Source organism: Mesorhizobium sp. CA13, assembly GCF_020165235.1.
Lineage (GTDB): Bacteria > Pseudomonadota > Alphaproteobacteria > Rhizobiales > Rhizobiaceae > Mesorhizobium.
Genome location: NZ_JAIUHS010000001.1, coordinates 497,663 through 524,565, shown reverse-complemented (window position 1 = coordinate 524,565; position 26,903 = coordinate 497,663). Strand labels below are relative to the sequence as shown.

Sequence of the window (26,903 nt, the reverse complement as noted above, 5' to 3'; positions counted from 1 at the left end):
CTCTCCTGAGGCTTGTCTGCAGAATCTGGCGCAGGCGAGGGGGAATGCAACAGGCCGGTCGAATGAGAAAGGAGGGCCGCGTCAAAACTGAATTTAGTTGACTCAGTCCACTAAATTTCTCACACTGTGGGCCGTCACAATCTAGGGCTGAACGCAGATGCTGGACCAACGCAGCGCTTTGGTGGCCGATATCAGGCACTTCAACCGTTTCTACACCCGCACCGTTGGCCTTCTCGACGAGACCTTGACGCAGAGCCCGTTCACGCTCACCGAGGCGCGTGTCCTGTTCGAGCTTGGCCACCGGCATCGCCCGGCGGCGGAAATTGCCGGCGAGCGAGGCTTCCTTTCGGAAGCATTCGACATTGATGTCGGCCCGGCCGCTTCCGACATCGCCAAACAACTGCGTCTCGACGCGGCCTATCTGACGCGGATCCTGCGAAAATTCGCTAGTGAAGGCCTGACCGAGACCCGGACCGATCGGGTCGACCGGCGAAGGCGTATCCTGTCGCTGACGGCAAGGGGGCAGGCCGCCCTTGCCGGTCTGCAGGCCGCGGCGGACCGCGACACCTCACGGCTCATCGAGAACCTGCCCGACCACCGCTTGGCCGAACTCGGCGACGCCTTGCGCAAGGCGGCGGAGCTGCTGGGCGATCCGGCGGCCGAAGGCGAGGCGGCCGCCCCGGCGGTGACGTTGCGTCCGCATCGCGTCGGTGACATTGGCTGGGTGGTGCAGCGTCAGGCCCAGCTCTATGCCGAGGAATATGGCTGGAACATCGAGTTCGAAGCCTTGGTTGCCGAAATCGGGGCCGACTTCATCCGCAATTTCAAGCCAGGGCGCGATTTCTGCTGGATCGCCGAACGCGCCGGCCTGCCGCTCGGCGCAGTGTTTCTGGTTCACCAGGACGACGAGGTCGCGAAGCTGCGGCTGCTGCATGTCGAGGCGGCGGCGCGCGGTTTGGGTATCGGCAAACGGCTGGTCGCGGAATGCGTGAACCAGGCGCGTGCCTGCGGCTACATCAAGCTCGTTCTGTGGACGAATGACATTCTGGTCGCCGCCCGCGCGATTTATGAGCGCGCCGGGTTCAGACTGGTTTCACAGGAGCGCCATCTCAGTTTCGGCAAGGAACTGACCGGCCAGAACTGGGAACTCGATCTCTGACGGGCCGGCAAGTGTCGCCGCGATGGCAACACTCGTTCAGTTTCCACGGGCGGCGGCCAGTGCGCCGGGCAGTTCCTCGGCAAAAATGTCGAGCTCGTGGTCCAGTCCGACGCTGACGCGGATGCAACGATCGAGCCCCGGCGCCATCGGCTTGCGGATGAAGACGTCGCGCGACAACAGGCCTTGCAGGATCTTCAGCGCGAAAGCGCCGTCGCGGCCGCAATCGATGGTAACGAAATTGGTCGCCGACGGCAGCGGCGTCAGCCCGTTCTGTTCGGCTATCTGCGCGATGCGCCGGCGCCCTGCCGACACCCGCGCCACCACTGAATCCAGATAATCCTGGTCGGCGAGCGCCTCGACGCCCGCGACCTGCGCCATGCGGCTGACGCCGTAATGATTGCGGATCTTCTCGAAATCGCTGATCACCTGGGCCTCGGCGACCGCATAGCCGCAGCGTATGCCGGCAAGCCCGTAAGCTTTCGAAAAGGTGCGCATGCGGATGACATTCGGCCGCGAGACGTCGATGGGCGGCAGTGCGGAGGCTGGCCCCAATTCTCCATAGGCTTCATCGAGCACGAGCATGGTGGTTTCCGGCAGCGCTTCGATGAAGCGCGTCAGTTCGGCCGCTTCCCACCAGCTCCCCATGGGGTTGTCCGGATTGGACAGATAGACCAGCGGCGCTTTCTCCCTGGCGGCCGCAACCAGCAGTCCTTCCAGATCCTCGTGGTCGTTCGCATAGGGGACGGTGACAAGCCGCCCGCCGACACCGGCAATGTGGAAGTTGAAGGTGGGATAGGCGCCGAGCGAGGTGACCACCGCATCGCCAGGCGCCACATACATGCGCGCCACCAGACCAAGCAGGCCATCGATGCCTTCGCCGACCACGACGTTCTCGACCTTCAGACTATGATGCGCGGCCGCGGCCACCTTCAGGTCGTGATTGTCCGGATCGCAATACATCCACATGTCGCGCGCGATCTCGGCCATCCGGGCGATGACGCGCGGCGACGGCCCGAAGCTGCTCTCATTGGCGCCGATGCGGGCGCGGAATGCACGCCCGCGCTCGCGCTCCTGCGCTTCGGGGCCGACAAACGGCACGGTCGACGGAAGCGCTGCAACGAGCGGCATAAGGGGAGGGCGCAGACGCATGGCAAAAGCTCGCGTGAGGGAAGGGGCTTCTTGCTAGCGCGGTCAGTAGGCGGGTGCAAGTTGCGCGAAGCTAGATCCGCGATGCTGGATTCTTTCCTCTTAAGCGAGACGCAATCAGCAACCGTTTGCTGCCTGCCTGATCCAAACACCTGGTGCGCTCCCTCCGGTGCGGAATCGCGCAGTAGTAAATCCAATAAAAAACCCGGCGGTTGCCCGCCGGGTTTCGATGTCACGAAGCGATAGCCCTTAGAACGAGCGCTGGAAGCGGAGGATGCCGCCGATGCTGCTCTTCTTGTCGGCGCCGGTAAAGTTGGAGAAGTCGGCGTCGTCGAACTTGCCTGCATTGAGGTAGTCGACTTCGGCCGTGACCGTGAAGCCCGGGACGACGTCGTAGGCGATGTTCGCCGCGATGCCCAGGTTCTTCCAATCGTCATACGACACCTGCGCGTTGAACGAGGTCTTCTCGTTGAACTTGTAGGTACCGCCGCCCCAGACAGCCCAATTGCCGCCCCACTGCTTGTAGAAGCCGCGGCCGCCAGCAGGGGTAAAATAGGTCGGGTCGTTGAGGTTGTCGTCGGTGCCGTAGCCGCCCATGACCCACAGCGACAGTGCGTCGTTGACGTTCACGTCCAGGCGAACCTTGCCGGCGACTTCTTCGTAGTTGCTGTCATAAGCGACGACGCCGGTGATGGCGCCCCAGCCCTGCGTCCACTTCAGACCGCCGACGACATGCGGAACGTAGCTGTCGATCGTGCCGACAACGCCCTGGCCTTCTTCGAGAGAGACCACGGCCGAGAAGCCGTTGCCAGCGTCGAAGTAGTACTGGACGACGTTGGTGTCGAAGTCACCGTAGGGAACCAGCGTATCCTGGATGACGTTGCCGGCGTAGCCGATGAACGTATCGAAGGCCGATTCGTCCTTACCGACGCGCAGGCCACCGAGCTGGATCCAGGCGAAGTTCAGCGAGACGTCCTTGTTGTGGGCGGTGTTGTCGACCTCGATGGCGTTGTCGTTGCCGAAGTTGAAGCGGGTCTCGGTGTAGGTCTTCAAGGTGCCGAGTTCGGTTTCCTGGCCGGTCCAGGTCTTCAGCGTGAAGCGGGTATTTTTGTGCCAGGTGTCGTTTACCGAGCCATCCTCGTGGTCCGCAGTCTTCGAACCATTGAACGTGCCGACGTCGCCCACGCCGATGTCATAACGGATGTAGCCGCCGACGCGCAGGCAGGTTTCGGTGCCGGGGATGTAGAAGTAGCCAGCGCCGTAGACGTCGCAGATCTTGACGTATTCAGCGGGCTCCGGCTCGGCGACGACGACGGCGTCGGCGGCGCGCGCACCGGAAACTGCGATCAGGGCCGCAGCGGAGCCGAGAAGAAGGCTCTTGATGTTCATTTTCTGACCTCCAGTCAGAATCGAGAGCTGAGGTCCGCGAAAAATGGCGCGCAACGCCATTTCTCTCGTGATTTCAACGAGGTAATTAAAAGGCCGTCAGCGACGCGCTGTCCGCCAAAAACGTTTGCTCGCGAAAGCCTTGCCAGATCCGGTCTTGAAATACCGCTCGAGTTGCCGTGCGCTGGCCCCGGTTTCAACCGCAATGTAGGTCTTCAAGATCACAGGCAGATAAGCCTTGGTCGACGTCACATCGCCCGATCGATGCGATTCGAGTCGGCGTCGAAAGTCGTTTGTCGATCCGACATAGGTATCGCCGTTACGGAGCAGCAGGAAATACACGTACCACATGGTCCCCTACGCTACTTCGTAGCTTCGGGCGACACTCCTACGCCCTGCGGGCTTAGGGTGGCGGAGAGGATGGGATTCGAACCCACGAGAAGCTTTTGACCTCTACTCCCTTAGCAGGGGAGCGCCTTCGACCACTCGGCCACCTCTCCGTTGCGCCGCTGGATAAAGAAAAGCGCCGGCACAATCAACAAGCCCCAGCCAATATCTGGGAAAAAGAAGACATTATACGGAAAAATAAGAACGCACCGGGCTGGGGCCTTCCGCGATGTGGCGGTTCCGCGGCGATTCCCTGGCTGGCGGCTCAAGGCCTCGCCATGATTCCGTCAGCCGATCGCCGGATTCGCCCGTAAACAAGGGGCTGGGGCGGGTCGAAGGTTAATGAGAGCTTTCTGAGTGAGGCCAAATCGTGTCATTTGTGCAACAACGTTGGGGGATAGCAGCCGCACAGCCCTTTCGCCGGTACGATCGTGGTTGAACCCCGTCTGCTCATGGGTAATGTCGATTTCGAAGGAGCGGCGCGGTGCGCATCTTTTTCGGTAGTGGGGATGGGGCAGGGAACGCTGTCCTTCAGCAAAGAATACCCAGACCCGTTTTTTAACTTTTGACTGGAGGTCAGAAAATGAACATCAAGAGCCTTCTTCTCGGCTCCGCTGCGGCCCTGATCGCAGTTTCCGGTGCGCGCGCCGCCGACGCCGTCGTCGTCGCCGAACCGGAGCCCGCTGAATACGTCAAGATCTGCGACGTCTACGGCGCTGGCTACTTCTACATCCCCGGCACCGAAACCTGCCTGCGCATCGGCGGCTACATCCGTTATGACATCGGCGTCGGCGACGTCGGCACGTTCAATGGTTCGAAGACTGCGGACCACGAGGACGGCTCGGTAAACGACACCTGGCACAAAAATGCCCGCTTCACGCTGAAGACCTGGACCGGCCAGGAAACCGAACTCGGCACCTTGAAGACCTACACCGAGACCCGCTTCAACTTCGGCAACGACAACGCCATCGAATTCGCCAACACCGCCCACAACAAGGACGTCTCGCTGAACTTCGCCTGGATCCAGCTCGGTGGTCTGCGCGTCGGTAAGGATGAATCGGCCTTCGATACGTTCATCGGCTACGCCGGCAACGTCATCCAGGATACGCTGGTTCCCTACGGCGACTTCGACACCAACGTCGTCCAGTACTACTTCGACGCTGGCAACGGCTTCTCGGCCGTGGTCTCGCTCGAAGAAGGCCAGGGCGTTGTCGGCACGATCGACAGCTACGTTCCGCATGTCGTCGGCGGTCTGAAGTGGACGCAGGGCTGGGGCGCCATCACCGGCGTCGTCGCTTATGACAGCAACTACGAAGAAGTCGCCGGCAAGGTTCGCCTGGACGTGAACGTCAACGACGCATTGTCGCTGTGGGTCATGGGCGGCTACGGCACCGACGACAACCTCAACGATCCGACCTACGCTATCGCTGCTGGCGGCCGCGGCTTCTACAAGCAGTGGGGCGGCAACTGGGCTGTCTGGGGCGGCGGTACCTACAAGTTCAACGAGAAGACCTCGTTCAACGCGCAGGTGTCGTATGACGATTGGAAGAACCTGGGCATCGCGGCGAACATCGCCTACGACGTCGTCCCGGGCTTCACGGTCACGGCCGAAGTCGACTACCTCAATGCAGGCAAGTTCGACGACGCCGACTTCTCCAACTGGACCGGCGCCGACAAGAAGAGCAGCATCGGCGGCATCCTCCGCTTCCAGCGCTCGTTCTAAGGGCTGGCTCCATACAGGTGAAATCCAGCCCGGGCGCATCAACGCCCGGGCTGTTTCTGTCTCGTGACTGGATCAAGGCAAACAGAAGGAACAGGGGGTAACGGTAGCTGAATTGGATCCGTGAGTGGTTTCGTGGGATCCGCCGCCTGGTGGATGAAATCACAAATGCGTGATTCAAAACTCTTGAAAGGACGCTTCCATGTGGGTTAGGTGGTTGACCTGTCCACTCGGGGGTGTGGCAAATGATGACGACCGAAGCGATTCAAGAGGGTGAGCCCTCCGATCATTTTTCGATGTTTTCTTCTCAGAATTCAAAGTTTAACTACACCTACAATAAAATACGAGAAGTAAAGTCGCATAGGGTTGGAGATCTTTTTTCAGCATATCGAGATATATTGTGGGATGATGGGCGGCATAAATACAATGTCAGTTCGTTCATCGGCGAGATAGACGAGATTCTGCTCGGGGAGCGTTTCAGCGCCTTTGATCAGAGTACCCTGGACAACCTTATTGGCACCTTGCGCCAGCGCGGCAACAGCAACGCAACCATCAATCGGAAGATGGCTGCCCTCAGCAAACTGCTGCGCAAGGCCTACAAGATGGGAGATATCCACAGCCTGCCCGAGTTCCGCCGCCAGAAGGAGCGGTCGGGACGGATTCGTTTCCTTGAAAGGGACGAAGAGGCCAGGCTGTTTGCCGCCATCAGGAGCCGCAGCGAGGATGCTTACCGGCTTTCCGTCTTCCTGGTCGACACTGGCTGCCGCCTTGGCGAGGCGCTCGGGCTGATCTGGAACGATGTCCAGGAGCATCGCGTCTCCTTCTGGATCACCAAGTCCGGCCGCAGCCGCACCATTCCGATGACCGAGCGTGTCAAGGAAGTGATCAAGCTGCCTCCCGGCGAAGGTCGTCGGCCGAAAGGCCCGTTCACCACATTCAGCCAGGCTCAATACCGCGCCATCTGGAACGACGCGAAGGCCGAAGTCGGTCTGGCCGCCGACGACCAGGTGGTGCCGCACATCCTGCGCCATACCTGTGCCTCGCGTCTTGTCCAGGGCGGTATCGACATCAGGCGCGTGCAGATGTGGCTTGGCCACCAGACCCTGTCGATGACCATGCGCTATGCGCATCTGGCCACCAACGATCTCGACGGCTGCGTCACCGTGCTGGAAGTACCCCGGTCTGGCGGCGCCGACAGCGCGAAGGCAGCGCCCGAACCGTCCCCTCGCGCCGCTGCGCGCCGTGCGGCAGACGAACCGGTTGCCGTGAAGACCACGGCCAAGGCAATGAAGAAGGCCTCAAAGTCCCGATAAGTTCACGCTCTGAAGGGGCTGTAGGCGACCAATCCCGTGGGTCCCCCGATCCGCGGGTCGTTGGGGCATGCTATCCAGGCTGCGAAGCCTGCCCTCGGTCCACTGCTGTCGTTTGCCTTGCGGGCAACGGTTTTTAAAGGCGAGTCGGCAGCCGCTCGGCTCTGTCGAGGAAAGCGGCGATGTCGCCCGGCAAGGTTCCGGTTTCGAGGAAAGGGGCATGGCCCTGGCCTTCGACGGTGATCGTCTGCATGGCCGGATGGTGCTCTCGCATCTGCCTGTGTGTGTCCACCGACAGCAAACTCGAATTGGCGCCGCGTATGGAGAGCATGGGAAGGGCCGACAGCGCGTCGAATTGCGGCCACAGCGCCGGCAGCGGCTGCGTCAGGTCGAGATTTGCAACCGTGTCGACCAGCTTCGGGTCGAAATCCGGCAGCAGGCCTTGATTCGTTTCGCGGTAGAGCGCCAGCACCATGCGGTCCCAGTCCGCATCGGTGAGCGCGGAAAAATCCCGGCCATGAACGCGGCGCTGGGCCGCCACTGCTTCGGCGAAGGTCTTCGGCTTCGGTTCGCGCTCGAGATACGACTGGATAAGGGCAAGGCCGGCCGGCTCGATCACCGGTCCGATATCGTTCAGCACGATCGCTTTCAATATGACCGGCCGCAGCGCGCCCAGGACATGAATGATCAGGCCGCCGCGCGAGGTGCCGATGAAGGCGGCTTCCTCGATTCCCAAGGCCGCCAGTCCGGCAAGAATGTCGTCGGCTTCGACGCCGACAGTATAGCGGCTGACATCGGGATCATAATCGGACTGCCCGCGGCCGCGATAGTCGAAGGCGACGACCTTGCGCGAGCTCCCGGCTTTGCCGGCCAAATAGAGCGCGAGTTCATGGAAGTCGCGTGCATTGCGGGTGAGGCCGGGCAGGCAGACGACTGGCCAATGTCCCGAATTTGCTTCGCCATAGATCCGGGCATGGAGCTTCAGCCCATCCGGCGCGGTGTAGAAGAAATCGGAGAAACGTTCGCCCGCCATTGGAATGCTGTCCCTTGCTCTCGCCCGATCGTCCGTCTGCTACAGGCGGGGGAAGGGATGGTCAAATGGGGCAGTTACTTCTCCTCTTGCGGCCGAAGGTGGCGAGGCCCTTCACTCAGCCAAGGCGGGCGGATACGCGCGAGGCCAACTCCTCTCGCAAGGAGGAACGAAAGCCGTCAACTCCGCCCGTTCACAAGATCTCCCACAATGTCGTACTTGCCGGAAATACGCATCTTGTAGACCTCGTAGTTCTCCATCACGCGCTGCACGTAACTTCTTGTTTCCGTGTACGGAATCCGCTCGATCCAATCGACTACGGCGTCGATGTCCTTGCCGCGCGGATCGCCGTATTTCGCCACCCATTGGGCGGCGCGGTTGGGGCCTGCATTGTAGCCGGCGAAGGTCAGCACATAGGAGCCGTTGAAGCGGTCGAGCTGCTGGCCGAGGAAGGCCGAGCCCAGCGTCGCATTGTAGCCGGCATCGGTGGTCAGGCGTGCCTGCGAGAATTGCAGCCCGGCCTTCTTCGCAAGTTGCTTGGCGGTTGCCGGCATCAGCTGCAGCAGCCCCCGCGCGCCGGCGCTCGATATGGCGCCGATGTTGAATTCGCTTTCCTGGCGGGCGATGGCATAGGCCAGTGCCTTGCCCGAACCGGAAATATCGGCGCTATCGGGGATGACCCCCAAAGGATGCGACAGTGCGCCGACATCGATGCCACGCGCGCCGGCGATCTTGCCGATCTTGAGCGACATGAAGTGGTTGCCCTGCTTTTCCGCCAGCACCGCCAGCAGCGCCAGTTCGCCCGGGCTGGTCAACTGTCCTGCGAGGTCGCGATAGAGAGTCTCGGCATAGCGGTCGTAGCCTGCCTCCTGCAATCGCTTGATGGCGGCGACGGCCTCGCGGCCGGCAAAACTCTGGCGATCGGCGGCGCTCGGCGTGGGATAGGCGATGTTCAGCACCGGGCGACCAATGCGCTCGGCGGCGAGCTGGCCGTAGAATGTCGTGCCGTAGGCCGCCGCGCGCGCAAAATAATCCTTTGCGCTACCCGGGCCGCCAACTTCGGCGGCGCGGCCGAGCCAGTAATAGGCGCGCGACAATGTCATCGGCCCCTGCGCAAGGTCGGCGATGCGCGCGAAATGGGTTGCCGCAAGCCTGGGATCGTTCAAGCCGCGCAGCGCGTACCAGCCGGCATGGAATTCGGCTTCGGCGGCGTTCGCTGTGCTTTCGGCCGCATGCATGGCGACGATCTTGTAGGCGGCTTTCATGTCGCCCTTGTCGACCAGCTCGCGCGACAGTACCCGGCGCTCCACCCACCAGGCATCCGGGTCGACCAGCGCTTCGCGATCCGTCGGCGCCTTCATCACAATGGCGGCGGCGTCGGCAATATTGTCTTGCTTGCGCAGATATTCGGCCTGCGCGAAGAAATAGCCGGCCGAACGCTGGGAAGCCGGTACCGCCTTGAGCAGCTTGGCGGTGTTCTTGTCGCCCTTGTCGGCGGCCGCCCAGGCGGTGGCCAGTTGCTGCGCTTGCGCCAGGCCGGCGACGCGCTGCGCCGCGCCGACCCGGTCGGCGTAGAACATGCGCTCCATGCGGAACCGGTGATCGGCCGCCGGGATCAGCCCGCCGAACTCCTTGATCAGCGCTGTCTCGTCCTTGGCGTCCAGGATCGCGGTGCGCCAGAACGGCACCAGCACCGAAAGCGCCGCCTTGGTGTTACCCTGCGCCACAAAGGCGCGGGCAAGAAGCATGACGCCTTCGAATGTCTGCGGCTGGCTGCCGTCGAACGCTTGCACGACGACGTCGGGGGCGGGGTTTTCGCGATAGAGTGCGCGTTCGCTGTTCTTGCGCAGCGCGGTTGTCCCCGGCCAGTTGGGCAACATCTTCGCTGCGGCCGCAATGTCGCCGCTCGGCACCTTGTCGCCGCCATAAAGCGCGATTGCCCAGGCAAGGATGTGCTGGTCGAGCGAACGGGCGGGAAGGGCATCTCGCGCGGCGCGGGCACCGGGAATGTCGCCCGCCGCCAGTGCGTCCAGACCGCTCTTCAACTGCACAATGCTGGCAGAGGGGGCCTCATCGCGTGGACCCGCATCTTGCGAGCCTTGCATGCCGGGCATCGGAATGGCCGATGTCAACTGCACGTCGACGCTGCCGCCGATCGCCATCTCCGGCATCAGCGCGACGACCGCGCCCAGGAGCGCGAAAAGATGAGGCCGCCTAGTCGGCATCGTTCAGCCTTTACACATCACCAGCAGGCGCGGAAGCTTCGCGACCTGGACCAGACCGTAAGCTTAGGTCATGAAGGGCCAGTTAACAAAAGGTTATCGAGGCCGTTCGAATTGCGTTTGCTGGCAGCATGGCAATGCTTGCCGCGCAACCATGTCGAGACTATGGTGCGCCGCCTCGCTTTCGGCTAGAAGGCGCGACATTAAGACCAGAAACGAAAACCCATGCATATCGCCCAAAAGTGGCTACCGGTTTTGGGATAACGATATGCGTGAACAAAGAAGTCCCAAGGAGTTGGACGACATGCTGAGAGGCTCGCTGACCGCGCTCGTGACACCGTTCGAAAAGAGCGGGCGTTTCGACGAGAAAGCCTTTCGCGCCTTTGTCGACTGGCAACTTGCGGAGGGCACGACAGGCCTTGTTCCCGTTGGCACCACCGGCGAGTCACCGACGCTGTCGCATGACGAGCATCGTCAGGTGGTCAAGGTCTGCATCGAGGCGGCCAGGGGCCGCGCTCCGGTCGTCGCCGGCGCTGGCTCCAACAACACCGCGGAAGCGATCGGCCTGGTCCAGTATGCCGAACAGGCAGGCGCCGACGCTGCACTTGTCGTCACTCCCTACTACAACAAGCCGACGCAGCGCGGTCTCTATGAGCACTTCGCCGCCGTCGCCAGGGCAACCAAGCTGCCGATCATCATCTACAACATCCCGCCGCGGTCGGTCATCGACATGATGCCGGAGACGATGGGCCGGCTGGCGCACGACTTCAAGAATATCGTCGGGGTCAAGGACGCGACCGGCAAGGTCGAACGGGTTTCCGAGCAGCGTATGACTTGCGGCAAGGATTTCATCCAGCTTTCCGGCGAAGATGCATCCGCGCTCGGCTTCAACGCGCATGGTGGTGTCGGCTGTATCTCGGTGACGGCCAACGTCGCGCCGCGGCTTTGTGCCGAATTCCAGGAGGCGACGCTGTCCGGCGACAGCGCCAAGGCGCTGGAATTGCAGGATCGCTTGCTGCCGCTGCACAAGGCGATCTTTATCGAGCCCGGCGTGTCCGGCGCCAAATATGCGCTTTCGAAGCTCGGCAAGGTCGAGAACGTGCTGCGTTCGCCGCTGGTCACGGTCGAACAATCGACTGCCGAAAAGATCGACGCGGCGATGAAGCACGCCGGCTTGATAAATTAGGGATGAGGCGCCACCTCTCCGCATTATGAATCAAGTCAGAAAAGCCGATCCCAACAACAAGACCGTTGCGGAAAACCGCAAGGCGCGGTTTTCCTATGAGGTGCTCGACACGGTCGAGGCCGGTCTGGTGCTGACCGGCACCGAGGTCAAGTCGCTGCGTCAGGGCCAGGCCAACATCCAGGATAGCTACGCCTCGGTCGAGGGCGGCGAGATCTGGCTGATCAACTCCTACCTCCCGGAATATCTGCAGGCCAACCGCTTCAACCACGAGCCGCGCCGGCGCCGCAAACTGCTGCTCAACAAGCGCGAGATGGCCAAGTTGTCGCAGAGCGTCGACCGCGAAGGCATGACCTTGGTGCCGCTGAAGATCTATTTCAACGACCAGGGCCGCGCCAAGCTGCTGCTCGCCGTCGGTCGCGGCAAGAAGTTGCACGACAAGCGTGAGACGGAAAAGCAGCGCGACTGGTCACGTGAGAAGGGCAGGCTCTTGAAGGAGCGCGGGTGACAACCATCAGGTGGTAGCCAAGCGGACGAGTGTTTGGCTTCAGGCTCGAGCCAAGGAGCCAGAAAATGCCGGAGGGGACAGTCTTGAAGAACCGGATCATCCTCTGGGGATCGGTCGGCCTGGTTTTTGCAATCCTCATTGTCGCTGGCGGCTTCTTCTATTTCCATGCGTTTTCTCCGGATCGCGGCAAATATCCTGTCAGGGGCATCGACGTTTCGCATCATCAGGGCCGGATCGACTGGCGGCGCGTTGCCGCCGCCGACGTCGCCTTTGCGGTCATCAAGGCGACCGAGGGCGGCGATCATGTCGACGATGCCTTCGCCACCAATCTGCGCGAGGCTCGTGCTGCTGGGCTCGCTGTCGGCGCCTATCACTTTTTCACCTTCTGCCGGCCGGGCGCCGACCAGGCGAAGAATTTCATCGCCGTGGTGCCGCACGACCAGCCTTTGCTGCCGCCGGTTGTCGACATCGAGTTCGGCGGCAATTGCCCGCAGCGTCCTTCGCCCGAACACCTCGACGCCGAACTCCAGGCCTTCCTCGGTCCCGTTGAAGCCGCCTTTGGCAAGAAGGCTATCATCTATCTGACGGACGATGCAGCAACGGCCTATGCCGGGCAGATCGCCGCCCGCCCGCTCTGGCTTCGCTCACTGCTGCTCGAGCCGGGTCGCGACGATTGGGTCTACTGGCAGTACCACAACAGGGGCCGCGTCGAGGGCATCGTCGGTGACGTCGACCTGAACGTCCTGCAAGGCGGTCAGGAGAAACTGTCCGCATTGTTCGCGCCGGCGTTGTAAGGCAATTCCAGACTACAAGTCGAGGAACGCCGCGATCTCGCTGAAAACGTTGACGAACATCGCTTCGGTCAGCACCCCGGTGTTGGTGTTGTAGCGCGAGCAGTGATAGCTGGAAAACAGCGTGATGCCGCCGGCCTCCTGCCGCCCGCCATGCTTGAAGGGATAGGCGGCGACGCGCTGGCCCAGTGCCCGCACGGTCGACTGGTGCGCGATCGAACCAAGTGCCAGCACGGCGCGCAAATTGGGAAACCGTGCGATCGTCGGCACAAGGAAAGTCCGGCAGGTGGCGATCTCGGCGCCCACAGGCTTGTTCTCGGGCGGCACGCAGCGGACGGCGTTGGTGATTGCCGTTCCAACGAGTTCCAACCCATCGTCAGGCCGCGCCTTGAATTCGCCGCGCGCCAAGCCGTGCGCGATTAACGTGCCGTAGAGCAGGTCGCCGGCATAGTCGCCCGTGAAAGGCCGGCCCGTGCGGTTCGCTCCGCGCAGGCCGGGCGCAAGCCCGACGATCAGCAGCCGAACCGAATCGCCGCCTTCGGGCGGCAAGAAGGTCGGAACCGGGGCGTTGAACCACGATGGCTCGCGTTGCCGCCACTCGGCAATGAAGCCATGCAGCCGCGGGCAGAGCGGGCAGTCGCGATCGGGTTCCGGGGAGGCAGCGAGACGTGCGGCCAACGCCGCCGTCCTCAGTACTCGTCCTCTTCCGTCTCGGCCGGTTCGGGTCGGCGCACCGGCCTTTCGGAGGGATCGCGGCCCACTTCGTTCTTCAACGTCATCAGGTCGATGAAATGATCGGCCTGGCGGCGCAGATCGTCGGATATCATCGGCGGCTGCGAGGCCATGGTCGAGACGATCGACACCTTGCGCCCGCGCCGTTGCAGCGCCTCGACCAGCGTGCGGAAATCGCCGTCCCCGGAGAAGATGACATAGTGGTCGACGACATCGGCCAGTTCCAGCGCATCGACGGTCAATTCGATGTCCATGTTGCCCTTGATCTTGCGGCGGCCGGTCGAGTCGGTGAATTCCTTGGCCGGCTTGGTCACCACCTTGAAGCCGTTATAGTCGAGCCAGTCGATCAGCGGCCGGATCGAGGAATATTCCTGATCCTCGACCAGGGCGGTGTAATAGTAGGCGCGCAGCAGGTAGCCGCGTTTCTGGAAGCTCGACAGGAGCTTGCGATAATCGATGTCGAAACCGAGCGCGCGCGACGTGGCGTAGAGATTGGCGCCGTCGATGAACAGGGCGATCTTTTCACGGGGGTCGAACATGGAAAAATTCCTTTTCGAAATAAGCGGCCGTCAAAACGAAATGCGACTATCAGTAGGGCTCGCAATAAACCGGCTGACCTTACGCTTTTCGAAATAACGCCAGTTTTGTGGCAATCCAAGGGTGCGTTGCCGCACTGCAAGCAATTGTGATCGCCGGCTTGGTACCGGGCGCACCGGACCTCGACTGAAACCGGTTTCGGGGGAAATCCGGCAAAGCAATGACAGATCGTCCGTTCTCCGGCCCCGGCATTCCATAATGCTTGTATTTCGGCGGCGTTCGGGTTATTGACCGCGCCTGTTTTCCATTAAATCCAGGCATGAAAGGGGCAAATCCATGGCCCGCGTAACCGTTGAAGATTGCATCGACAAGGTCGACAACCGCTTCGAACTGGTGCTTCTGGCCGGCCACCGTGCTCGTCAGATCAGCCAAGGCGCGCAGATCACCGTCCCGCGCGACAATGACAAGAACCCGGTCATCGCACTGCGCGAGATCGCCGACGAGACACTGTCGCCCGATGACCTCAAGGAAGACCTGATCCATTCGCTGCAGAAGCATGTCGAGGTCGACGAGCCCGAAGCCGATGGCGAGGCGATCGCCGATCAGACCGGCGCAGCCGTCACGGCCGCCGATACCGATGATGCCGAGGACAACATCGCCTTCGATCGCATGACCGAGGAAGACCTGCTGGCCGGCATCGAAGGCCTGGTGCCGCCGGAAAAGAGCGACGACTACTAAGACTGCTTCGCGGAGGCGCCTGGAACAACCTTCCGGTACTTCCGTCCCGGCAGTTTCGTGGCTATCTAGTACCAACTGTCGCAAATACCAGATGCAGTTTTGGCCGCGCTTGGCATAATGCGTGAATCTGGTATTTGCGACAGTTGGTGCCGGACATGCGCCGTGCAGCAGTGCGGCGCATGATTCATTTCATCGCCGAGAGATTCCGCCCATGATGCGTCAGTATGAGCTTGTCGAGCGCGTCCAGCGCTACAAGCCTGACGTCAACGAGGCGTTGCTCAACAAGGCCTATGTCTATGCCATGCAGAAGCATGGCCACCAGAAGCGCGCTTCCGGTGACCCCTATTTCTCGCATCCGCTCGAAGTCGCCGCCATCCTCACCGAGATGCACATGGACGAGGCGACGATCGCCGTCGCCCTGCTGCATGACACGATCGAGGACACCACGGCGACCAGGGCCGAGATCGACGAACTGTTCGGGCCCGAGATGGGCAAGCTGGTCGAGGGCCTGACCAAGCTGAAGAAGCTCGACCTCGTCTCCAAGAAGGCCGAGCAGGCCGAGAACCTGCGCAAGCTTCTGCTGGCGATCTCGGAAGACGTGCGCGTGCTTCTGGTCAAGCTCGCCGACCGCTTGCACAATATGCGCACCCTCGACCATGTGCCGGAAGCCAAGCGCCTGCGCATCGCCGAGGAGACGATGGATATCTATGCGCCGCTGGCCGGGCGCATGGGCATGCAGGGCATGCGCGAGGAACTGGAAGAGATCGCCTTCCGCTACATCAATCCGGAAGCCTATCGCGCCGTCACCGCCAGGCTCGCCGAGATTTTCGAGCGCAACAAGGGTGTGCTGTCCGAGATAGAGAAAGCGCTGTCGGCGCTGTTCGAGAAGCACGCGATCAAGGCCAGCGTCAAAAGCCGGCAGAAGAAGCCGTGGTCGGTGTTCCGCAAGATGGAGGCCAAGGCGCTCTCCTTCGAGCAATTGTCCGACATTTTCGGCTTCCGCGTCGTCGTCGACAATGTCGAGGACTGCTATCGCGCGCTTGGCGCCATCCACACCGCCTGGTCGATGGTGCCCGGCCGTTTCAAGGACTACATCTCGACGCCGAAGCAGAACGATTACCGGTCGATCCACACCACCATCGTCGGGCCGTCGCGCCAGCGCGTCGAGCTTCAGATCCGCACCCGCGAGATGAACAAGATCGCCGAATATGGCGTCGCCGCCCATTCGATCTACAAGGACACCGGCGGCAAGGCGAACGGTGCGGCCCATTCGATCTCGAAGGAAACCAATGCCTATGCGTGGCTGAGGCGCACGATCGAACAGCTCGCCGAGGGCGACAATCCCGAGGATTTTCTTGAGAACACCAAGCTGGAACTGTTCCAGGATCAGGTGTTCTGCTTCACCCCCAAGGGCATGCTGATCGCGCTGCCGAAAGGTGCCACGCCGATCGACTTCGCCTATGCGGTGCACACCGATGTCGGCGACACCTGCGTCGGCGCCAAGGTCAACGGCCGCATCATGCCGCTGATGACTGAACTGAAGAATGGCGACGAGGTGGAGATTATCCGCTCCAAGGCACAGGTGCCGCCGGCCGCGTGGGAATCCGTCGTCGTCACCGGCAAGGCGCGCGCCGCCATTCGCCGCGCCACCAAGAACGCCATCCGCAAGCAGTATTCGGGTCTCGGCGCGCGCATTCTCGAACGGGCTTTCGAGCGGGCCGGCAAGAATTTCACCAAAGAAAGCCTGAAGCCCGTCCTGCACCGGCTGGCGCGCAAGGATATCGAGGACGTGCTGACATCCGTCGGCCGCGGCGAATTGGCGTCCACCGATGTCATGAAAGCCGTCTTCCCAGATTACAAGGACGAGCGCGTCACGCCGGCGGCGCCCAAGCAGCGCGAGGAAGGCTGGTCGAAGATTCGCAACGCCGCCGGCATGCTGTTCCAGATCCCGGGCCGTGCCGCGCGCAAGGACAAGGACCAGCCGCGCGACGGCGCGGTGCCGATCCGTGGCGTGCGCGGCGACCTGCCGGTGCGTTTCGCGCCGGAAGGGGCGGTGCCTGGCGACCGCATCGTCGGCATCGTGCAGCCGGGCACCGGCATCACCATCTATCCGATCCAGTCGCCGGCGCTGCAGGCTTTCGACGACCAGCCCGAGCGCTGGATCGACGTGCGCTGGGACATCGACGAGCGCACCAAGGAACGCTTCCCCGCTCGTGTTTCCGTCACCGCCATCAATGCACCGGGATCGCTCGCCGACATCGCCCAGGTCGTTGCCTCGAACGATGCCAATATCCATACGCTGTCAATGGTGCGCACCGCGCCCGATTTCACCGAAATGCTGATCGATCTCGAAGTCTGGGATCTGAAGCATCTCAACCGGCTGCTGTCGCAGCTCAAGGACAATTCGAGCGTCAGCGATGCACGGCGTGTCAATGGCTGACTCGGCTGATCTACACGGGGATAGACAGATGAATACGGACGAAGTGCTGGATATTTTTCGCCAGGCTGGTGCTGTCCTGGAGGGGCATTTCATCCTGACGTCGGGTCTGCGCAGTCCGGTGTTCCTGCAGAAGGCGCGCGTGTTCATGCATGCCGATAAGACCGAGCGGCTGTGCAAGGCGCTGGCCGAAAAGATCCGCGCCGCCGTGCCGGGCAAAATCGACTATGTCGTCGGCCCGGCCATCGGCGGGCTTATCCCGGCCTACGAGACCTCGCGCCATCTTGGCGTGCCGGCGATCTGGGTCGAGCGGGAAGGGGGCGAGTTCAGGCTGCGCCGCTTCGAGATCGCGCGTGGCGCGCGTGTCGTCATTGTTGAGGACATCGTCACCACTGGATTATCTATCCGCGAGACCATCGACTGCCTGCGCGAACTTGGCGCCGAGGTCACAGCGGCGGCCTGCATCATCGACCGCTCGGCGGGCAAGACCGATGTCGGCGTGCCGCTGATCGCGCTGGCCGAGTACGAGGTGCCGGCCTATCCGGCCGATCGGCTGCCGCCGGAACTTGCCGCCATACCGGCGATCAAGCCGGGCAGCCGCAATATCTGAGAGGGGCGGGATGATCATCAGTATCGATCATTTCGTGCTGACGGTGGCGTCGCTCGAGGCCACCTGCGCCTTTTACCAGCGCGTGCTGGGCTTTCGGCGCATCGATACGCCGGGCCTGCCGACAGCGCTGGCTTTCGGCAACCAAAAGATCAATGTCCACGAGGTCAGCCGCACCTTCGAGCCGAAGGCGAAGTCGCCGACGCCCGGCTCCGGTGATTTCTGCCTGATCACCGATCGGCCGCTCGGCGAACTCCTCGCCAGTCTCGAAGCCGATCGTGTGACGGTGGAACTTGGACCGGTCGAGCGGATCGGCGCACGCGGCCGCATGAAGTCTGTCTATTTCCGCGATCCTGACGACAATCTGGTCGAGGTCAGTGAATATCTGGAATAGCCGCCGTTAAATCCGCGCGAGATCGAGCAGCATTGCGCAGCGCCGGCTCGCCGGCATGCCGTCCAGGCGAGGTCCGGTATGGAACGAAACGCCAGCCGGCGGATTGCTCGATATAGGGCAACTCTTTCGCCTCGTCGTCGCGCGCTGGCCGAATGGTGGTTATGCCGGCCATCCTTCTTTTCCTCAGTTTCGCCTCAATGGCGATCTTGTTACCCCCTGCGGCAGACCATCGCGGCAGCGTTTCGTTGTTCCGAAGCCAGCCTGTCGCTATATCAAAGTCGTTGTTGCCTTTCTGCGCCCCGGAAGCGCAAGATAAGTTGCTGTGACCCGGCTTGGGGTGGCAGGACGGCGGGTATTGGTAGATCAGGAATTGGAATAGAGTGCTTTTTCGACGCCGCGAGCCTGATGGCCTCTTGGAGCGGGTGCGTACCTATCTATGGCCGCGCCGGTCGTTTTCACGCTCGCTGCAGTACTTCTCCAAGCGCATCCTGCGGCTGAAGGCCACGCCGCATGCGGTGGCGGCCGGCGTCGCCGCTGGCGTCTTTGCTTCGTTCTTTCCGGTGGGCTTCCATTTCGCCATTGCCGCGGTGCTGTGCTGGCTCATCGCCGGCAATCTGGTGGCGGCCGCACTTGGCGCCGTATTCTTCGGCAATCCGCTGACGTTCCCGCTGCTGTGGGGCGCCTCCTGGGAGACCGGCAAGCTGATCCTGCACAACCGCCTGCCGGCGCACGGCCCGCCCGCGCACCTGGGCGAGATGCTGCACAACCTTTCCTTCGCGCAATTGTGGGCCCCCGTGCTGAAGCCGATGCTGATCGGTGCGATACCGCTCGGACTGGCCTTTGGGGTTCTGTTCTACGCCATCACGCGCTGGGGCATGAACGCCTTTCGCGAGCAGCGGCGCAAACGGTTGGCAGAGCGCGCGGCCCGCCATGAGCAAGCGTCTAACCCAAACGCCAGCATCGGTTCCACCGCGCGATGATCATCGGCATTGGCAGCGACCTGATCGATATCAGACGCATTGAAAAGTCCTTGGAGCGCCATGGCCAGCGCTTCATCCAGAGAATCTACACCGAGGTCGAGCAGGCCCGCTCCGAAAATCGTCGGGCGCGGGCGGCCTCCTACGCCAAGCGCTTCGCCGCCAAGGAGGCCTGCGCCAAGGCACTGGGCACCGGCCTGGCGCAGGGCGTGTTCTGGCGCGACATGGGTGTCGTCAATCTTCCGAGCGGCGCGCCCACCATGGCACTGACCGGTGGCGCCGAGGCGCGGCTGAACGCGATTCTGCCAAAGGGCCATCGGGCGATGATCCATCTCACCATCACGGATGATTTTCCCCTTGCTCAAGCCTTTGTGATCATCGAAGCATTGCCCGTCGAACAAGCGCCACATTGATTGCATCTGACCACCGGCATGACGTTGCCCAGCGCGCGCCGAGACTCTATACCATCCAACGCACAATCGAGGACGACATGAGCGTGGCTGAAAAACCCCAGAAGAAATCCGGCGGGCTTGGCGAAACCGTCAGCGTCATCGTCCAGGCGCTTTTGCTTGCCTTGGTCATTCGCACGCTCTTGTTCCAACCCTTTTCGATCCCGTCCGGTTCGATGCGGCCGACGCTGCTCGAGGGCGACTATCTCTTCGTCACCAAATGGTCCTACGGCTATTCCCGTTATTCGCTGCCCTTCGGCCCGGACATCTTCTCGGGTCGCATCTGGGGCTCCGAGCCGAAGCGTGGCGACGTGGTGGTGTTCAAGTTCCCGCCGGATCCGTCCGTCGACTACATCAAGCGTGTGGTCGGCCTGCCCGGCGACAAGATCCAGGTGAAGGACGGCCAGTTGTTCATCAACGGCGTCGGCGTGCCGCGCGTGAAGACCGGACAGATCGACAATCCCGACATCACGGAAAAGGATTATCCGATCGATGTCTATCGCGAGACGCTGCCCAACGGCGTCAGCTACGACACGCTGGATCTGTCGCCGAACTCGATCGGCGACAACACGCGCGAGTTCGACGTTCCCCCCGGTCACTATTTCATGATGGGCGACAACAGGGACAACTCCGCCGACAGTCGTTTCTCCGTCGGCTACGTTCCGGCCGAAAACCTGGTTGGCCGGGCCAACCTTGTTTTCTTCTCGATCGCCGGCAAGGCGAGCCCGCTCGAAATCTGGAAGTGGCCGTCGCTTATGCGTGCTTCGCGCCTCTTCCACTTCGTTAACTAGGGTCATGGCGGCGACAAGACGGCTGACCGCCGACGCGCTCGCCGAAGCGCTGGTGGAGCGCACGGGCCATGCCTTTGCCGACCGCCGGCGCCTGCAGCGTGCCTTGACCCATGCCAGCGCCCGCGGCGCCAATGCCGGCACCGACTATGAGCGCTTTGAGTTCCTGGGCGACCGGGTTCTCGGCCTGGTGGTGGCCGATATGCTGCTGGCCGCGTTTCCCGATGCGGCGGAAGGCGAATTGTCGCTGCGGTTCAACGCGCTGGTCAATGCCGAGGCGCTGTCGGAGATCGCCGAGCACATTGGTTTGCCGGAGCTGATCCGCGCCGGATCCGACGTTCAAGGGCTCGAGGGACGCAAGCGCGTCAATCTGCGCGCCGACGCGCTGGAATCACTGATCGCCGTGCTCTACCTCGACGGAGGCCTGGAAGCGGCGCGCGCTTTCATCCACAAATATTGGCAGCCGCGCTCGCAGGCGTCGGGCGCCGGCCGACGCGACGCCAAGACCGAGTTGCAGGAATGGGCGCATCAGGCGGCAAGCGCCGTGCCCGTCTACCGCATCGATAGCCGCGAGGGGCCGGATCACGATCCGCTGTTCACCGTCAGCGTCATGGTTGGTGGATTTCAGCCGGCTGTCGGCAGCGGCCGCTCCAAACGCGAGGCCGAGCAGGCCGCCGCCGCCGCCCTTCTCATTCGTGAAGGTGTCTGGATCGATCAGGGAGACGCGGCATGACAGCCACGGAAGACACGGTTCCGGCCGCGCCTGCTGCCGTTACGCATTCCGGCTTCGTAGCGCTGATCGGTGCGCCCAATGCCGGCAAGTCGACGCTGGTCAACCAGCTTGTCGGCGCCAAGGTGTCGATCGTCACCCACAAGGTGCAGACGACGCGTGCCATCGTCAGAGGCATCGCCACGCACGACAACGCGCAGATCGTCTTCGTCGATACGCCGGGCATCTTCAAGCCGAAGCGGCGTCTCGATACGGCAATGGTGACGACAGCCTGGGGCGGCGCCAAGGATGCCGATATCGTGCTGCTCCTGATCGATGCCGAGCGCGGCATAAGGGGCGATGCCGACGCCATCCTCGAACGCCTGAAGGATGTGCGCCAGCCGATGGCGCTGATCCTCAACAAGGTCGACCGCGTCAAGCCGGAAGTGTTGTTGGCGCTGGCTGCGGCGGCGAACGAAAGAGTGCCGTTCAAGCGCACCTTCATGGTTTCGGCGCTGACCGGCTCGGGCTGCAAGGACCTTCTCGATTACCTTGCCGAGGCGCTCCCGGTGGGCCCCTGGTATTATCCTGAAGACCAGATTTCCGACCTGCCGATGCGTCAGCTCGCCGCCGAGATCACTCGCGAGAAGCTCTACCTCAGGCTGCATCAGGAATTGCCCTACTCCTCGCATATCGAAACCGAGAAGTGGGAAGAGAAGAAGGACGGCTCGGTGCGCATCGAGCAGGTCATCTATGTCGAACGCGACAGCCAGAAGAAGATCGTGCTCGGCCACAAGGGCGAGACCATCCGCGCCATCGGCCAGGCGGCGCGTATGGAAATCGCCGGCATCCTCGAGCAAAAGGTGCATCTGTTCCTGTTCGTCAAGGTGCGCGAGAACTGGGGCGACGATCCCGAACGCTACCGCGAGATGGGGCTCGAGTTCCCGCACTAGGATGGATGGATAGCAAGTCGAATATCGACGCAGCTTTGGTCAGCCGGTTGATCGCGGCGCAGTTTCCTCGCTGGAGGCATCTCGCGGTTCGGCCGATTGAACCTGGCGGATGGGACAACAGAAGCTTTCGTCTCGGCGACGAGATGACCGTTCGGTTGCCCAGTGCCGCCGCCTATTCCCTGCAAGTGGAGAAGGAACATCGCTGGCTGCCGAGGCTGGCGCCGCTGTTGCCGCTGCCCATCCCTATACCGCTGGCGATGGGAGCCCCGGCCGAAGGCTATCCGTGGCATTGGTCCGTCTACAGATGGATCGAAGGTGAGACTGCAAAGCGGGAGCGTATCGCCAACCTGTCGGAATTCGCGGCGGACCTGGCCGGCTTTCTGGTTGCGCTGAAGCGGATCGACCCGGCTGGCGCACCGGGGCCGGGCAAACACAATTTCTTTCGCGGCGGGCCGCTGAGCGTCTATGACGGCGAAACGAGACAAGCGATCGCGGCGCTCGACACCTGTATCGATGCCGGCGCGGCCAGCGCTGTCTGGGAAACGGCTCTTGCCGCCCCTTGGCAAGGCCCGCCCGTCTGGTTCCACGGCGATGTCAGCTGGGGCAATCTTCTGGTTGAACACGGCGGGCTAAGCGCGGTGATTGACTTCGGCACCTCCGGCGTCGGCGACCCCTCATGCGATCTGGCGATTGCCTGGACGTTGTTCGAGGGGCAAAGCCGTGAAGTGTTCCGCGCTGGCCTCGGCGTTGACGACGCGACCTGGGCACGCGGCCGCGGCTGGGCACTGTGGAAGGCGCTGATCACCGCCGCCGGCGAGATAGACGTCAACTCGGCCGAGATCGAACAATCCTGGCGCGTGATCGACGCGGTGCTGGCCGACCACAAGCGCCGGTAATAATGACCAAAACCGTTGGCTGGCGGCTATCGACCAGGGACGCCGAGGCTCCGCGTAGGTCGACTTCTCAGTTGGCCAGCGCGGATTCTTGCAGACGAGTCCACTGACGTCGGGTTGATCTTCCCATCATGGCCCGTGGTCCGTCCCGGCGTGCCCGTGACCCGCTGAAAAGACCCCTTCGAGGGGATCGGCTTCGGTTTCACGTGGCTGGGGAATGGTTAGGTAGAAACGACCACGCGAGTGGGTTTATTTACGCGAAATTTCTCACACAATCCGCGTTCGTAGAATATCATCATGAAATTGGAAACATACAAGGAATTATTACGGAAATATGACAATGTTCCACTTGTGCGGTGCCGTAGTTTGAAGTGAATTCGCCAGTGTTATTTTTGCAACACGGATTTAATCTATGTCATGAATCCGGAATGTTTGTGGAATTGTCATTGAAGGCGGAAGATTGATGGGTATGTTCGCCGCGAAAAGGGGGCGCGGTGCGGGCCTTTTTCGTTGTGGGTGAGGCGGGAAATATATCCGCCAACCAAAATCCGAAGCCATTTTTAACTTTGACTGGAGAGGTCAGAAAATGAACATCAAGAGCCTTCTTCTCGGCTCAGCCGCGGCACTGATCGCGGTCTCCGGCGCTCGCGCCGCCGACGCTGTCGTCGTCGCCGAGCCGGAACCCGCTGAATACGTCAGGATCTGCGACGTCTACGGCGCCGGCTACTTCTACATCCCGGGCACCGAGACCTGCCTGCGCATCGGCGGTTACCTCCGTTATGACATTGGTGTCGGCGATTCCGGTACGCTGGATGGCGTCAACAACGTTGCCGATCACATGGACGGCGACAGCCACGACACCTACTACAAGAACATGCGCTTCACGCTGAGGACCTATACCGGCCAGGAAACCGAACTCGGCACGTTGAAGACCTTTACCGAGACCCGCTTTCAATTCGGCAACAGCAGCGGCGACTATGAAGCTGGCGGCACTGGCTGGCAGGCCGGCAACAAGGCGACCACCCTCAACTTCGCCTGGATTCAGCTCGGCGGCCTGCGCGTCGGTAAGGATGAAACGGCATACGATTCGTTTATCGGCTATGCCGGCAACGTCATCCAGGACACGATCATCCCGTACGGTATCAAGGATACCAACGTTGTGCAGTACTATTTCGACGCTGGCAGCGGCTTCTCGGCCGTGGTCTCGCTCGAAGAAGGTACCGGCGTCAACACGATCGACAGCTATGTCCCGCATGTCGTCGGCGGCTTGAAGTACAAGGGCGACTGGGGTGCGGTCACCGGCGTCGTCGCCTATGACAGCAATTACGAGGAAGTGGCCGGCAAGGTTCGCTTGGACGTCAACGTCGGCAAGGAACTGACGCTGTTCGTCATGGGCGGCTACGGCACCAACGACAACATCAACGACTTCGGCACGGGCCGCACCCAATACAAGCCGTGGGGCGGAAACTGGGCGATCTGGGGTGGCGGCACCTACAAGTTCAACGACAAGACCTCGTTCAACGCCCAGATCTCCTATGACGACTGGAAGAACCTCGGCGTCGCTGCCAACGTCGCATACACGATTGTGCCCGGTTACACGATCACGGCTGAAGTCGATTACCTCAATGCAGGAAAATTCGACGACGCCGACTTCAACAACTGGACCAAGGCCGACAAGAAGAGCAGCGTCGGCGGCATCCTCCGCTTCCAGCGCTCGTTCTAACGGATCGACTGACCCCACCAGACCCGCCCGCAGCTATGCTGCGGGCGGCTTTTTATGCATCCTTGCGAGAGCCAGCCCAGGTACCAAGCCCGTATCTTGATTTCGCCACCCGATCGGTGAAATGCTCCAGGCATGGAATGGCGCGACGAGGGAATCATTCTCGGCACCCGCAAGCATGGCGAAACCAGCGCCATCCTCGAGGTGATGACGCGTGCGCATGGCCGCCATCTCGGCCTCGTGCGCGGCGGGCGCTCGCGCAAGCAGCAGCCTGTTCTCCAGCCCGGCAACCGAGTCGACCTGCTTTGGCGGGCGCGCCTTGATGAGCACCTCGGCACGTTCCAGGCCGAAGCGATCGAGATGAATGCGGCCAGGTTGATGGAGAGTGCCGTCGCCGTCTACGGCTTGCAGACCATGGCCGCGCATCTGCGCCTGTTGCCGGAGCGCGACGCCCATGGCGGCCTTTATGAGGCGCTGTCGGTGATGATCGTGCATCTCGATGATGTCGATGCCGCCGGCGAACTGGTGGCCCGTTTCGAACTCCTGATCCTCGACGAACTGGGTTTCGGTCTCGATCTCAGCCAGTGCGCCGCGACCGGCACGCGGCAGGATCTTGCCTATGTCTCGCCGAAATCGGGCAGGGCGGTGTCGCGCGAGGCCGGCGCGCCCTGGCGCGACAAGATGCTGGCGCTGCCGGCCTTTCTGCGTGGCTCCGGCCTGCGCGCCGATCCGGCGGCGATCCAGGATGCCTTCCGGCTCACCGGCTTCTTCTTCACCCGTCATGTCTACGAGCCGCGCGGCATCGAGCAACCAGACGCGCGCGCCGGCTTCCTTGCGGCGCTGCGCAAGCACCACACGACAAAAGGCCTGTCCGAAGAAACCGCCGCGAGAGAAATCATCACATGAGCGAAGTGGAACTTTATCCGGGCCGGGTCTCGCCGCTCGGCCTCGGCACCATTCCGCATGCCGACATCCTTGCCTACACCGGGATGGAACTTTTGCAGCGCATCATCGACGGCAAATATCCGGCGCCGCCGATTTCCTTCCAGCTCAGCTTTGCGCTGACCGAAGTCTCGGAAGGCCGTGCCGTGTTCCGGGGTGTGCCGAACGAGCGCCACCTGAATCCGTTGGGGGGCGTGCATGGCGGCTGGGCGGCGACACTGCTCGATTCGGCGCTTGCCTGCGCCGTGCAGACGCTGCTCGCAAAAGGCGAGGCCTATACGACGGCGGAATTCAAGGTGAACCTGACGCGGCCGATCACGCCCAGGACCGGAGAGGTGGTCTGCGAGGGCAAGGTTATTCACAAGGGTCGCACGCTGGCCGTTTCGGAAGCGACGCTGAAGGATGCCGGCGGCAAGCTGCTGGCTTTCGGCACCGAGACGTGCTCGATCTTCCCGGCCGCCAATCTGGCGGCCCGATAAGGATCGTCCAAAGGCGCACTGGACGAGCGATGAGAACAGCAGGCGCCTATCCGGCTTTTTGACGTTCCACGAAATCGTCCAGGATCGCGCGCTGGCCTTTCAGGATCTTGAGACCGGCCTCCGACTCTGAAAACCAGCCGGCCCGGTCCACTTCGGGAAATTCCTTCATGGACCCCGACCTTGGCGGCCACTCCATGGTGAACATGTTGCTTCTGATGGCATCGGTGTCGACGTCGGCCTCGACGCTCCACGCACTCACGATCTTGCCGCCAGGCTGCCGATAACTGCCGACAGGCTGGAAATCGCCGTTGATGGCGACGCCGAGTTCTTCTTCCGCCTCACGTCGGGCGGCTTTCAACTCGTCCTCGCCTTCGTCGACGAGCCCTTTGGGGATAGACCATGCCCCCTCATCTTTCCTTGCCCAGAACGGTCCACCCGGATGGACGAGCAAGAACTGGAGGGCCCCGGCGTTTCGCCGGTAGATCAGCAGTCCTGCGCTTCGTTGCGGCATACGTATCCTCATGATATCGCTTGGAGAACCCTTTGCGGCCAAGGGTACCATAGGTCACCGGCGGCAGGTTTGGCAGGCAATGTTTCCGGAAACCGGCCATTCGCAACCGATGCCGAGGGTCAATAGGCGCAAGCCGCTGGCTTCGACACCGAAACATGCTCGATCTTTCCAGCCGCCCATCCGACGCCGTTGGCT

Annotated in this window: 28 protein-coding genes and 1 tRNA gene; 19 read left to right on the top strand and 10 right to left on the bottom strand. The window is 62.1% G+C overall.

The window, feature by feature from the left end:
• Window positions 1-157 precede the first annotated feature (157 nt).
• Complete coding sequence (locus LB566_RS02710; protein WP_224622943.1) at window positions 158-1,159, top strand: GNAT family N-acetyltransferase; 1,002 nt, start codon at window positions 158-160, stop codon at window positions 1,157-1,159.
• Between the two features lie 36 nt (window positions 1,160-1,195).
• On the opposite strand, the gene LB566_RS02705 is transcribed toward LB566_RS02710, so the two are convergent.
• The 4 genes from LB566_RS02705 to LB566_RS02690 form a co-directional block, all read right to left on the bottom strand.
• On the bottom strand, window positions 1,196-2,308 hold the full coding sequence (locus LB566_RS02705) for a pyridoxal phosphate-dependent aminotransferase (protein WP_224622941.1): 1,113 nt from the start codon (window positions 2,306-2,308) through the stop codon (window positions 1,196-1,198).
• A gap of 246 nt (window positions 2,309-2,554) precedes the next feature.
• The gene (locus LB566_RS02700) at window positions 2,555-3,694 is read right to left on the bottom strand and encodes a porin (RefSeq protein ID WP_224622939.1); all 1,140 of its coding nucleotides are present in this window, start codon (window positions 3,692-3,694) and stop codon (window positions 2,555-2,557) included.
• A gap of 96 nt (window positions 3,695-3,790) precedes the next feature.
• Window positions 3,791-4,042, bottom strand: a complete 252-nt coding sequence (locus LB566_RS02695) for a GIY-YIG nuclease family protein (RefSeq protein WP_224622937.1) — start codon at window positions 4,040-4,042, stop codon at window positions 3,791-3,793.
• A 58-nt stretch (window positions 4,043-4,100) separates the two neighbouring features.
• Window positions 4,101-4,191: transfer RNA gene (locus LB566_RS02690), tRNA-Ser, on the bottom strand.
• 470 nt (window positions 4,192-4,661) lie between these two features.
• Here LB566_RS02690 and LB566_RS02685 point away from each other — a divergent pair.
• On the top strand, window positions 4,662-5,801 hold the full coding sequence (locus LB566_RS02685; protein WP_224622936.1) for a porin: 1,140 nt from the start codon (window positions 4,662-4,664) through the stop codon (window positions 5,799-5,801).
• Between the two features lie 242 nt (window positions 5,802-6,043).
• Window positions 6,044-7,111, top strand: coding sequence for a tyrosine-type recombinase/integrase (locus LB566_RS02680; RefSeq protein ID WP_224622934.1), 1,068 nt, complete (start codon window positions 6,044-6,046; stop codon window positions 7,109-7,111).
• Between the two features lie 133 nt (window positions 7,112-7,244).
• Here LB566_RS02680 and LB566_RS02675 read toward each other — a convergent pair whose 3' ends face one another.
• Both LB566_RS02675 and LB566_RS02670 read right to left on the bottom strand, forming a co-directional pair.
• Window positions 7,245-8,141: an alpha/beta fold hydrolase gene (locus tag LB566_RS02675; RefSeq protein ID WP_224622932.1), complete on the bottom strand. Its 897-nt coding sequence runs from the start codon at window positions 8,139-8,141 to the stop codon at window positions 7,245-7,247.
• A 176-nt stretch (window positions 8,142-8,317) separates the two neighbouring features.
• Window positions 8,318-10,363: a lytic transglycosylase domain-containing protein gene (locus tag LB566_RS02670; protein ID WP_224622930.1), complete on the bottom strand. Its 2,046-nt coding sequence runs from the start codon at window positions 10,361-10,363 to the stop codon at window positions 8,318-8,320.
• A 301-nt stretch (window positions 10,364-10,664) separates the two neighbouring features.
• Between LB566_RS02670 and dapA the strand changes: the two genes are divergently transcribed.
• From dapA to LB566_RS02655, 3 genes are all read left to right on the top strand, one after another.
• A complete protein-coding gene (gene dapA / locus LB566_RS02665) occupies window positions 10,665-11,546 on the top strand; it encodes a 4-hydroxy-tetrahydrodipicolinate synthase (RefSeq protein WP_140494617.1) in 882 nt (293 codons plus the stop codon).
• Between the two features lie 25 nt (window positions 11,547-11,571).
• The gene (smpB, locus tag LB566_RS02660) at window positions 11,572-12,051 is read left to right on the top strand and encodes an SsrA-binding protein SmpB (protein WP_224622928.1); all 480 of its coding nucleotides are present in this window, start codon (window positions 11,572-11,574) and stop codon (window positions 12,049-12,051) included.
• Between the two features lie 83 nt (window positions 12,052-12,134).
• On the top strand, window positions 12,135-12,845 hold the full coding sequence (locus tag LB566_RS02655; RefSeq protein ID WP_224623621.1) for a GH25 family lysozyme: 711 nt from the start codon (window positions 12,135-12,137) through the stop codon (window positions 12,843-12,845).
• A 12-nt stretch (window positions 12,846-12,857) separates the two neighbouring features.
• Here the strand turns inward: LB566_RS02655 and LB566_RS02650 are convergent, their stop codons facing one another.
• Both LB566_RS02650 and LB566_RS02645 read right to left on the bottom strand, forming a co-directional pair.
• Window positions 12,858-13,520, bottom strand: coding sequence for a uracil-DNA glycosylase (locus LB566_RS02650; protein ID WP_224622926.1), 663 nt, complete (start codon window positions 13,518-13,520; stop codon window positions 12,858-12,860).
• 11 nt (window positions 13,521-13,531) lie between these two features.
• A complete protein-coding gene (locus LB566_RS02645; protein WP_140494612.1) occupies window positions 13,532-14,113 on the bottom strand; it encodes an NYN domain-containing protein in 582 nt (193 codons plus the stop codon).
• A gap of 334 nt (window positions 14,114-14,447) precedes the next feature.
• Here LB566_RS02645 and rpoZ point away from each other — a divergent pair, with 334 nt between their 5' ends.
• From rpoZ to LB566_RS02625, 4 genes are all read left to right on the top strand, one after another.
• The gene (gene rpoZ, locus LB566_RS02640) at window positions 14,448-14,849 is read left to right on the top strand and encodes a DNA-directed RNA polymerase subunit omega (protein ID WP_140494610.1); all 402 of its coding nucleotides are present in this window, start codon (window positions 14,448-14,450) and stop codon (window positions 14,847-14,849) included.
• 211 nt (window positions 14,850-15,060) lie between these two features.
• Complete coding sequence (locus LB566_RS02635) at window positions 15,061-17,289, top strand: RelA/SpoT family protein (protein WP_224622924.1); 2,229 nt, start codon at window positions 15,061-15,063, stop codon at window positions 17,287-17,289.
• Window positions 17,290-17,317: 28 nt separating this feature from the next.
• Window positions 17,318-17,896: an orotate phosphoribosyltransferase gene (gene pyrE, locus LB566_RS02630; RefSeq protein ID WP_140517801.1), complete on the top strand. Its 579-nt coding sequence runs from the start codon at window positions 17,318-17,320 to the stop codon at window positions 17,894-17,896.
• Window positions 17,897-17,906: 10 nt separating this feature from the next.
• Complete coding sequence (locus LB566_RS02625) at window positions 17,907-18,287, top strand: VOC family protein (RefSeq protein WP_224622922.1); 381 nt, start codon at window positions 17,907-17,909, stop codon at window positions 18,285-18,287.
• Here the strand turns inward: LB566_RS02625 and LB566_RS02620 are convergent.
• Window positions 18,268-18,459: a hypothetical protein gene (locus LB566_RS02620; RefSeq protein ID WP_224622920.1), complete on the bottom strand. Its 192-nt coding sequence runs from the start codon at window positions 18,457-18,459 to the stop codon at window positions 18,268-18,270. The genes LB566_RS02625 and LB566_RS02620 overlap by 20 nt on opposite strands.
• A gap of 208 nt (window positions 18,460-18,667) precedes the next feature.
• Here LB566_RS02620 and LB566_RS02615 point away from each other — a divergent pair, with 208 nt between their 5' ends.
• From LB566_RS02615 to LB566_RS02575, 9 genes are all read left to right on the top strand, one after another.
• Window positions 18,668-19,267, top strand: coding sequence for a DUF2062 domain-containing protein (locus LB566_RS02615; RefSeq protein ID WP_140549343.1), 600 nt, complete (start codon window positions 18,668-18,670; stop codon window positions 19,265-19,267).
• On the top strand, window positions 19,264-19,677 hold the full coding sequence (acpS, locus tag LB566_RS02610; RefSeq protein ID WP_140494597.1) for a holo-ACP synthase: 414 nt from the start codon (window positions 19,264-19,266) through the stop codon (window positions 19,675-19,677). Before LB566_RS02615 ends, acpS begins: the two co-directional genes overlap by 4 nt.
• Window positions 19,678-19,754: 77 nt before the next feature.
• Entirely contained in the window at window positions 19,755-20,504 is a 750-nt protein-coding gene (gene lepB / locus LB566_RS02605; protein WP_140517805.1) for a signal peptidase I, read from the top strand.
• 4 nt (window positions 20,505-20,508) lie between these two features.
• A complete protein-coding gene (gene rnc / locus LB566_RS02600) occupies window positions 20,509-21,234 on the top strand; it encodes a ribonuclease III (protein ID WP_140494593.1) in 726 nt (241 codons plus the stop codon).
• Complete coding sequence (gene era, locus LB566_RS02595) at window positions 21,231-22,163, top strand: GTPase Era (RefSeq protein WP_224622919.1); 933 nt, start codon at window positions 21,231-21,233, stop codon at window positions 22,161-22,163. Before rnc ends, era begins: the two co-directional genes overlap by 4 nt.
• A gap of 5 nt (window positions 22,164-22,168) precedes the next feature.
• Window positions 22,169-23,059, top strand: coding sequence for an aminoglycoside phosphotransferase family protein (locus LB566_RS02590; RefSeq protein WP_224622917.1), 891 nt, complete (start codon window positions 22,169-22,171; stop codon window positions 23,057-23,059).
• A 583-nt stretch (window positions 23,060-23,642) separates the two neighbouring features.
• A complete protein-coding gene (locus tag LB566_RS02585) occupies window positions 23,643-24,779 on the top strand; it encodes a porin (RefSeq protein ID WP_224622915.1) in 1,137 nt (378 codons plus the stop codon).
• A 132-nt stretch (window positions 24,780-24,911) separates the two neighbouring features.
• Window positions 24,912-25,682 (top strand): DNA repair protein RecO, encoded by a 771-nt coding sequence (gene recO, locus LB566_RS02580; RefSeq protein ID WP_224622913.1) that lies wholly within the window; start codon window positions 24,912-24,914, stop codon window positions 25,680-25,682.
• Window positions 25,679-26,197 (top strand): PaaI family thioesterase, encoded by a 519-nt coding sequence (locus tag LB566_RS02575; protein WP_224622911.1) that lies wholly within the window; start codon window positions 25,679-25,681, stop codon window positions 26,195-26,197. The genes recO and LB566_RS02575 overlap by 4 nt, the downstream gene beginning before the upstream one ends.
• Before the next feature lie 46 nt (window positions 26,198-26,243).
• On the opposite strand, the gene LB566_RS02570 is transcribed toward LB566_RS02575, so the two are convergent.
• The gene (locus LB566_RS02570) at window positions 26,244-26,708 is read right to left on the bottom strand and encodes an NUDIX domain-containing protein (protein WP_140549403.1); all 465 of its coding nucleotides are present in this window, start codon (window positions 26,706-26,708) and stop codon (window positions 26,244-26,246) included.
• Window positions 26,709-26,903: the final 195 nt, after the last annotated feature.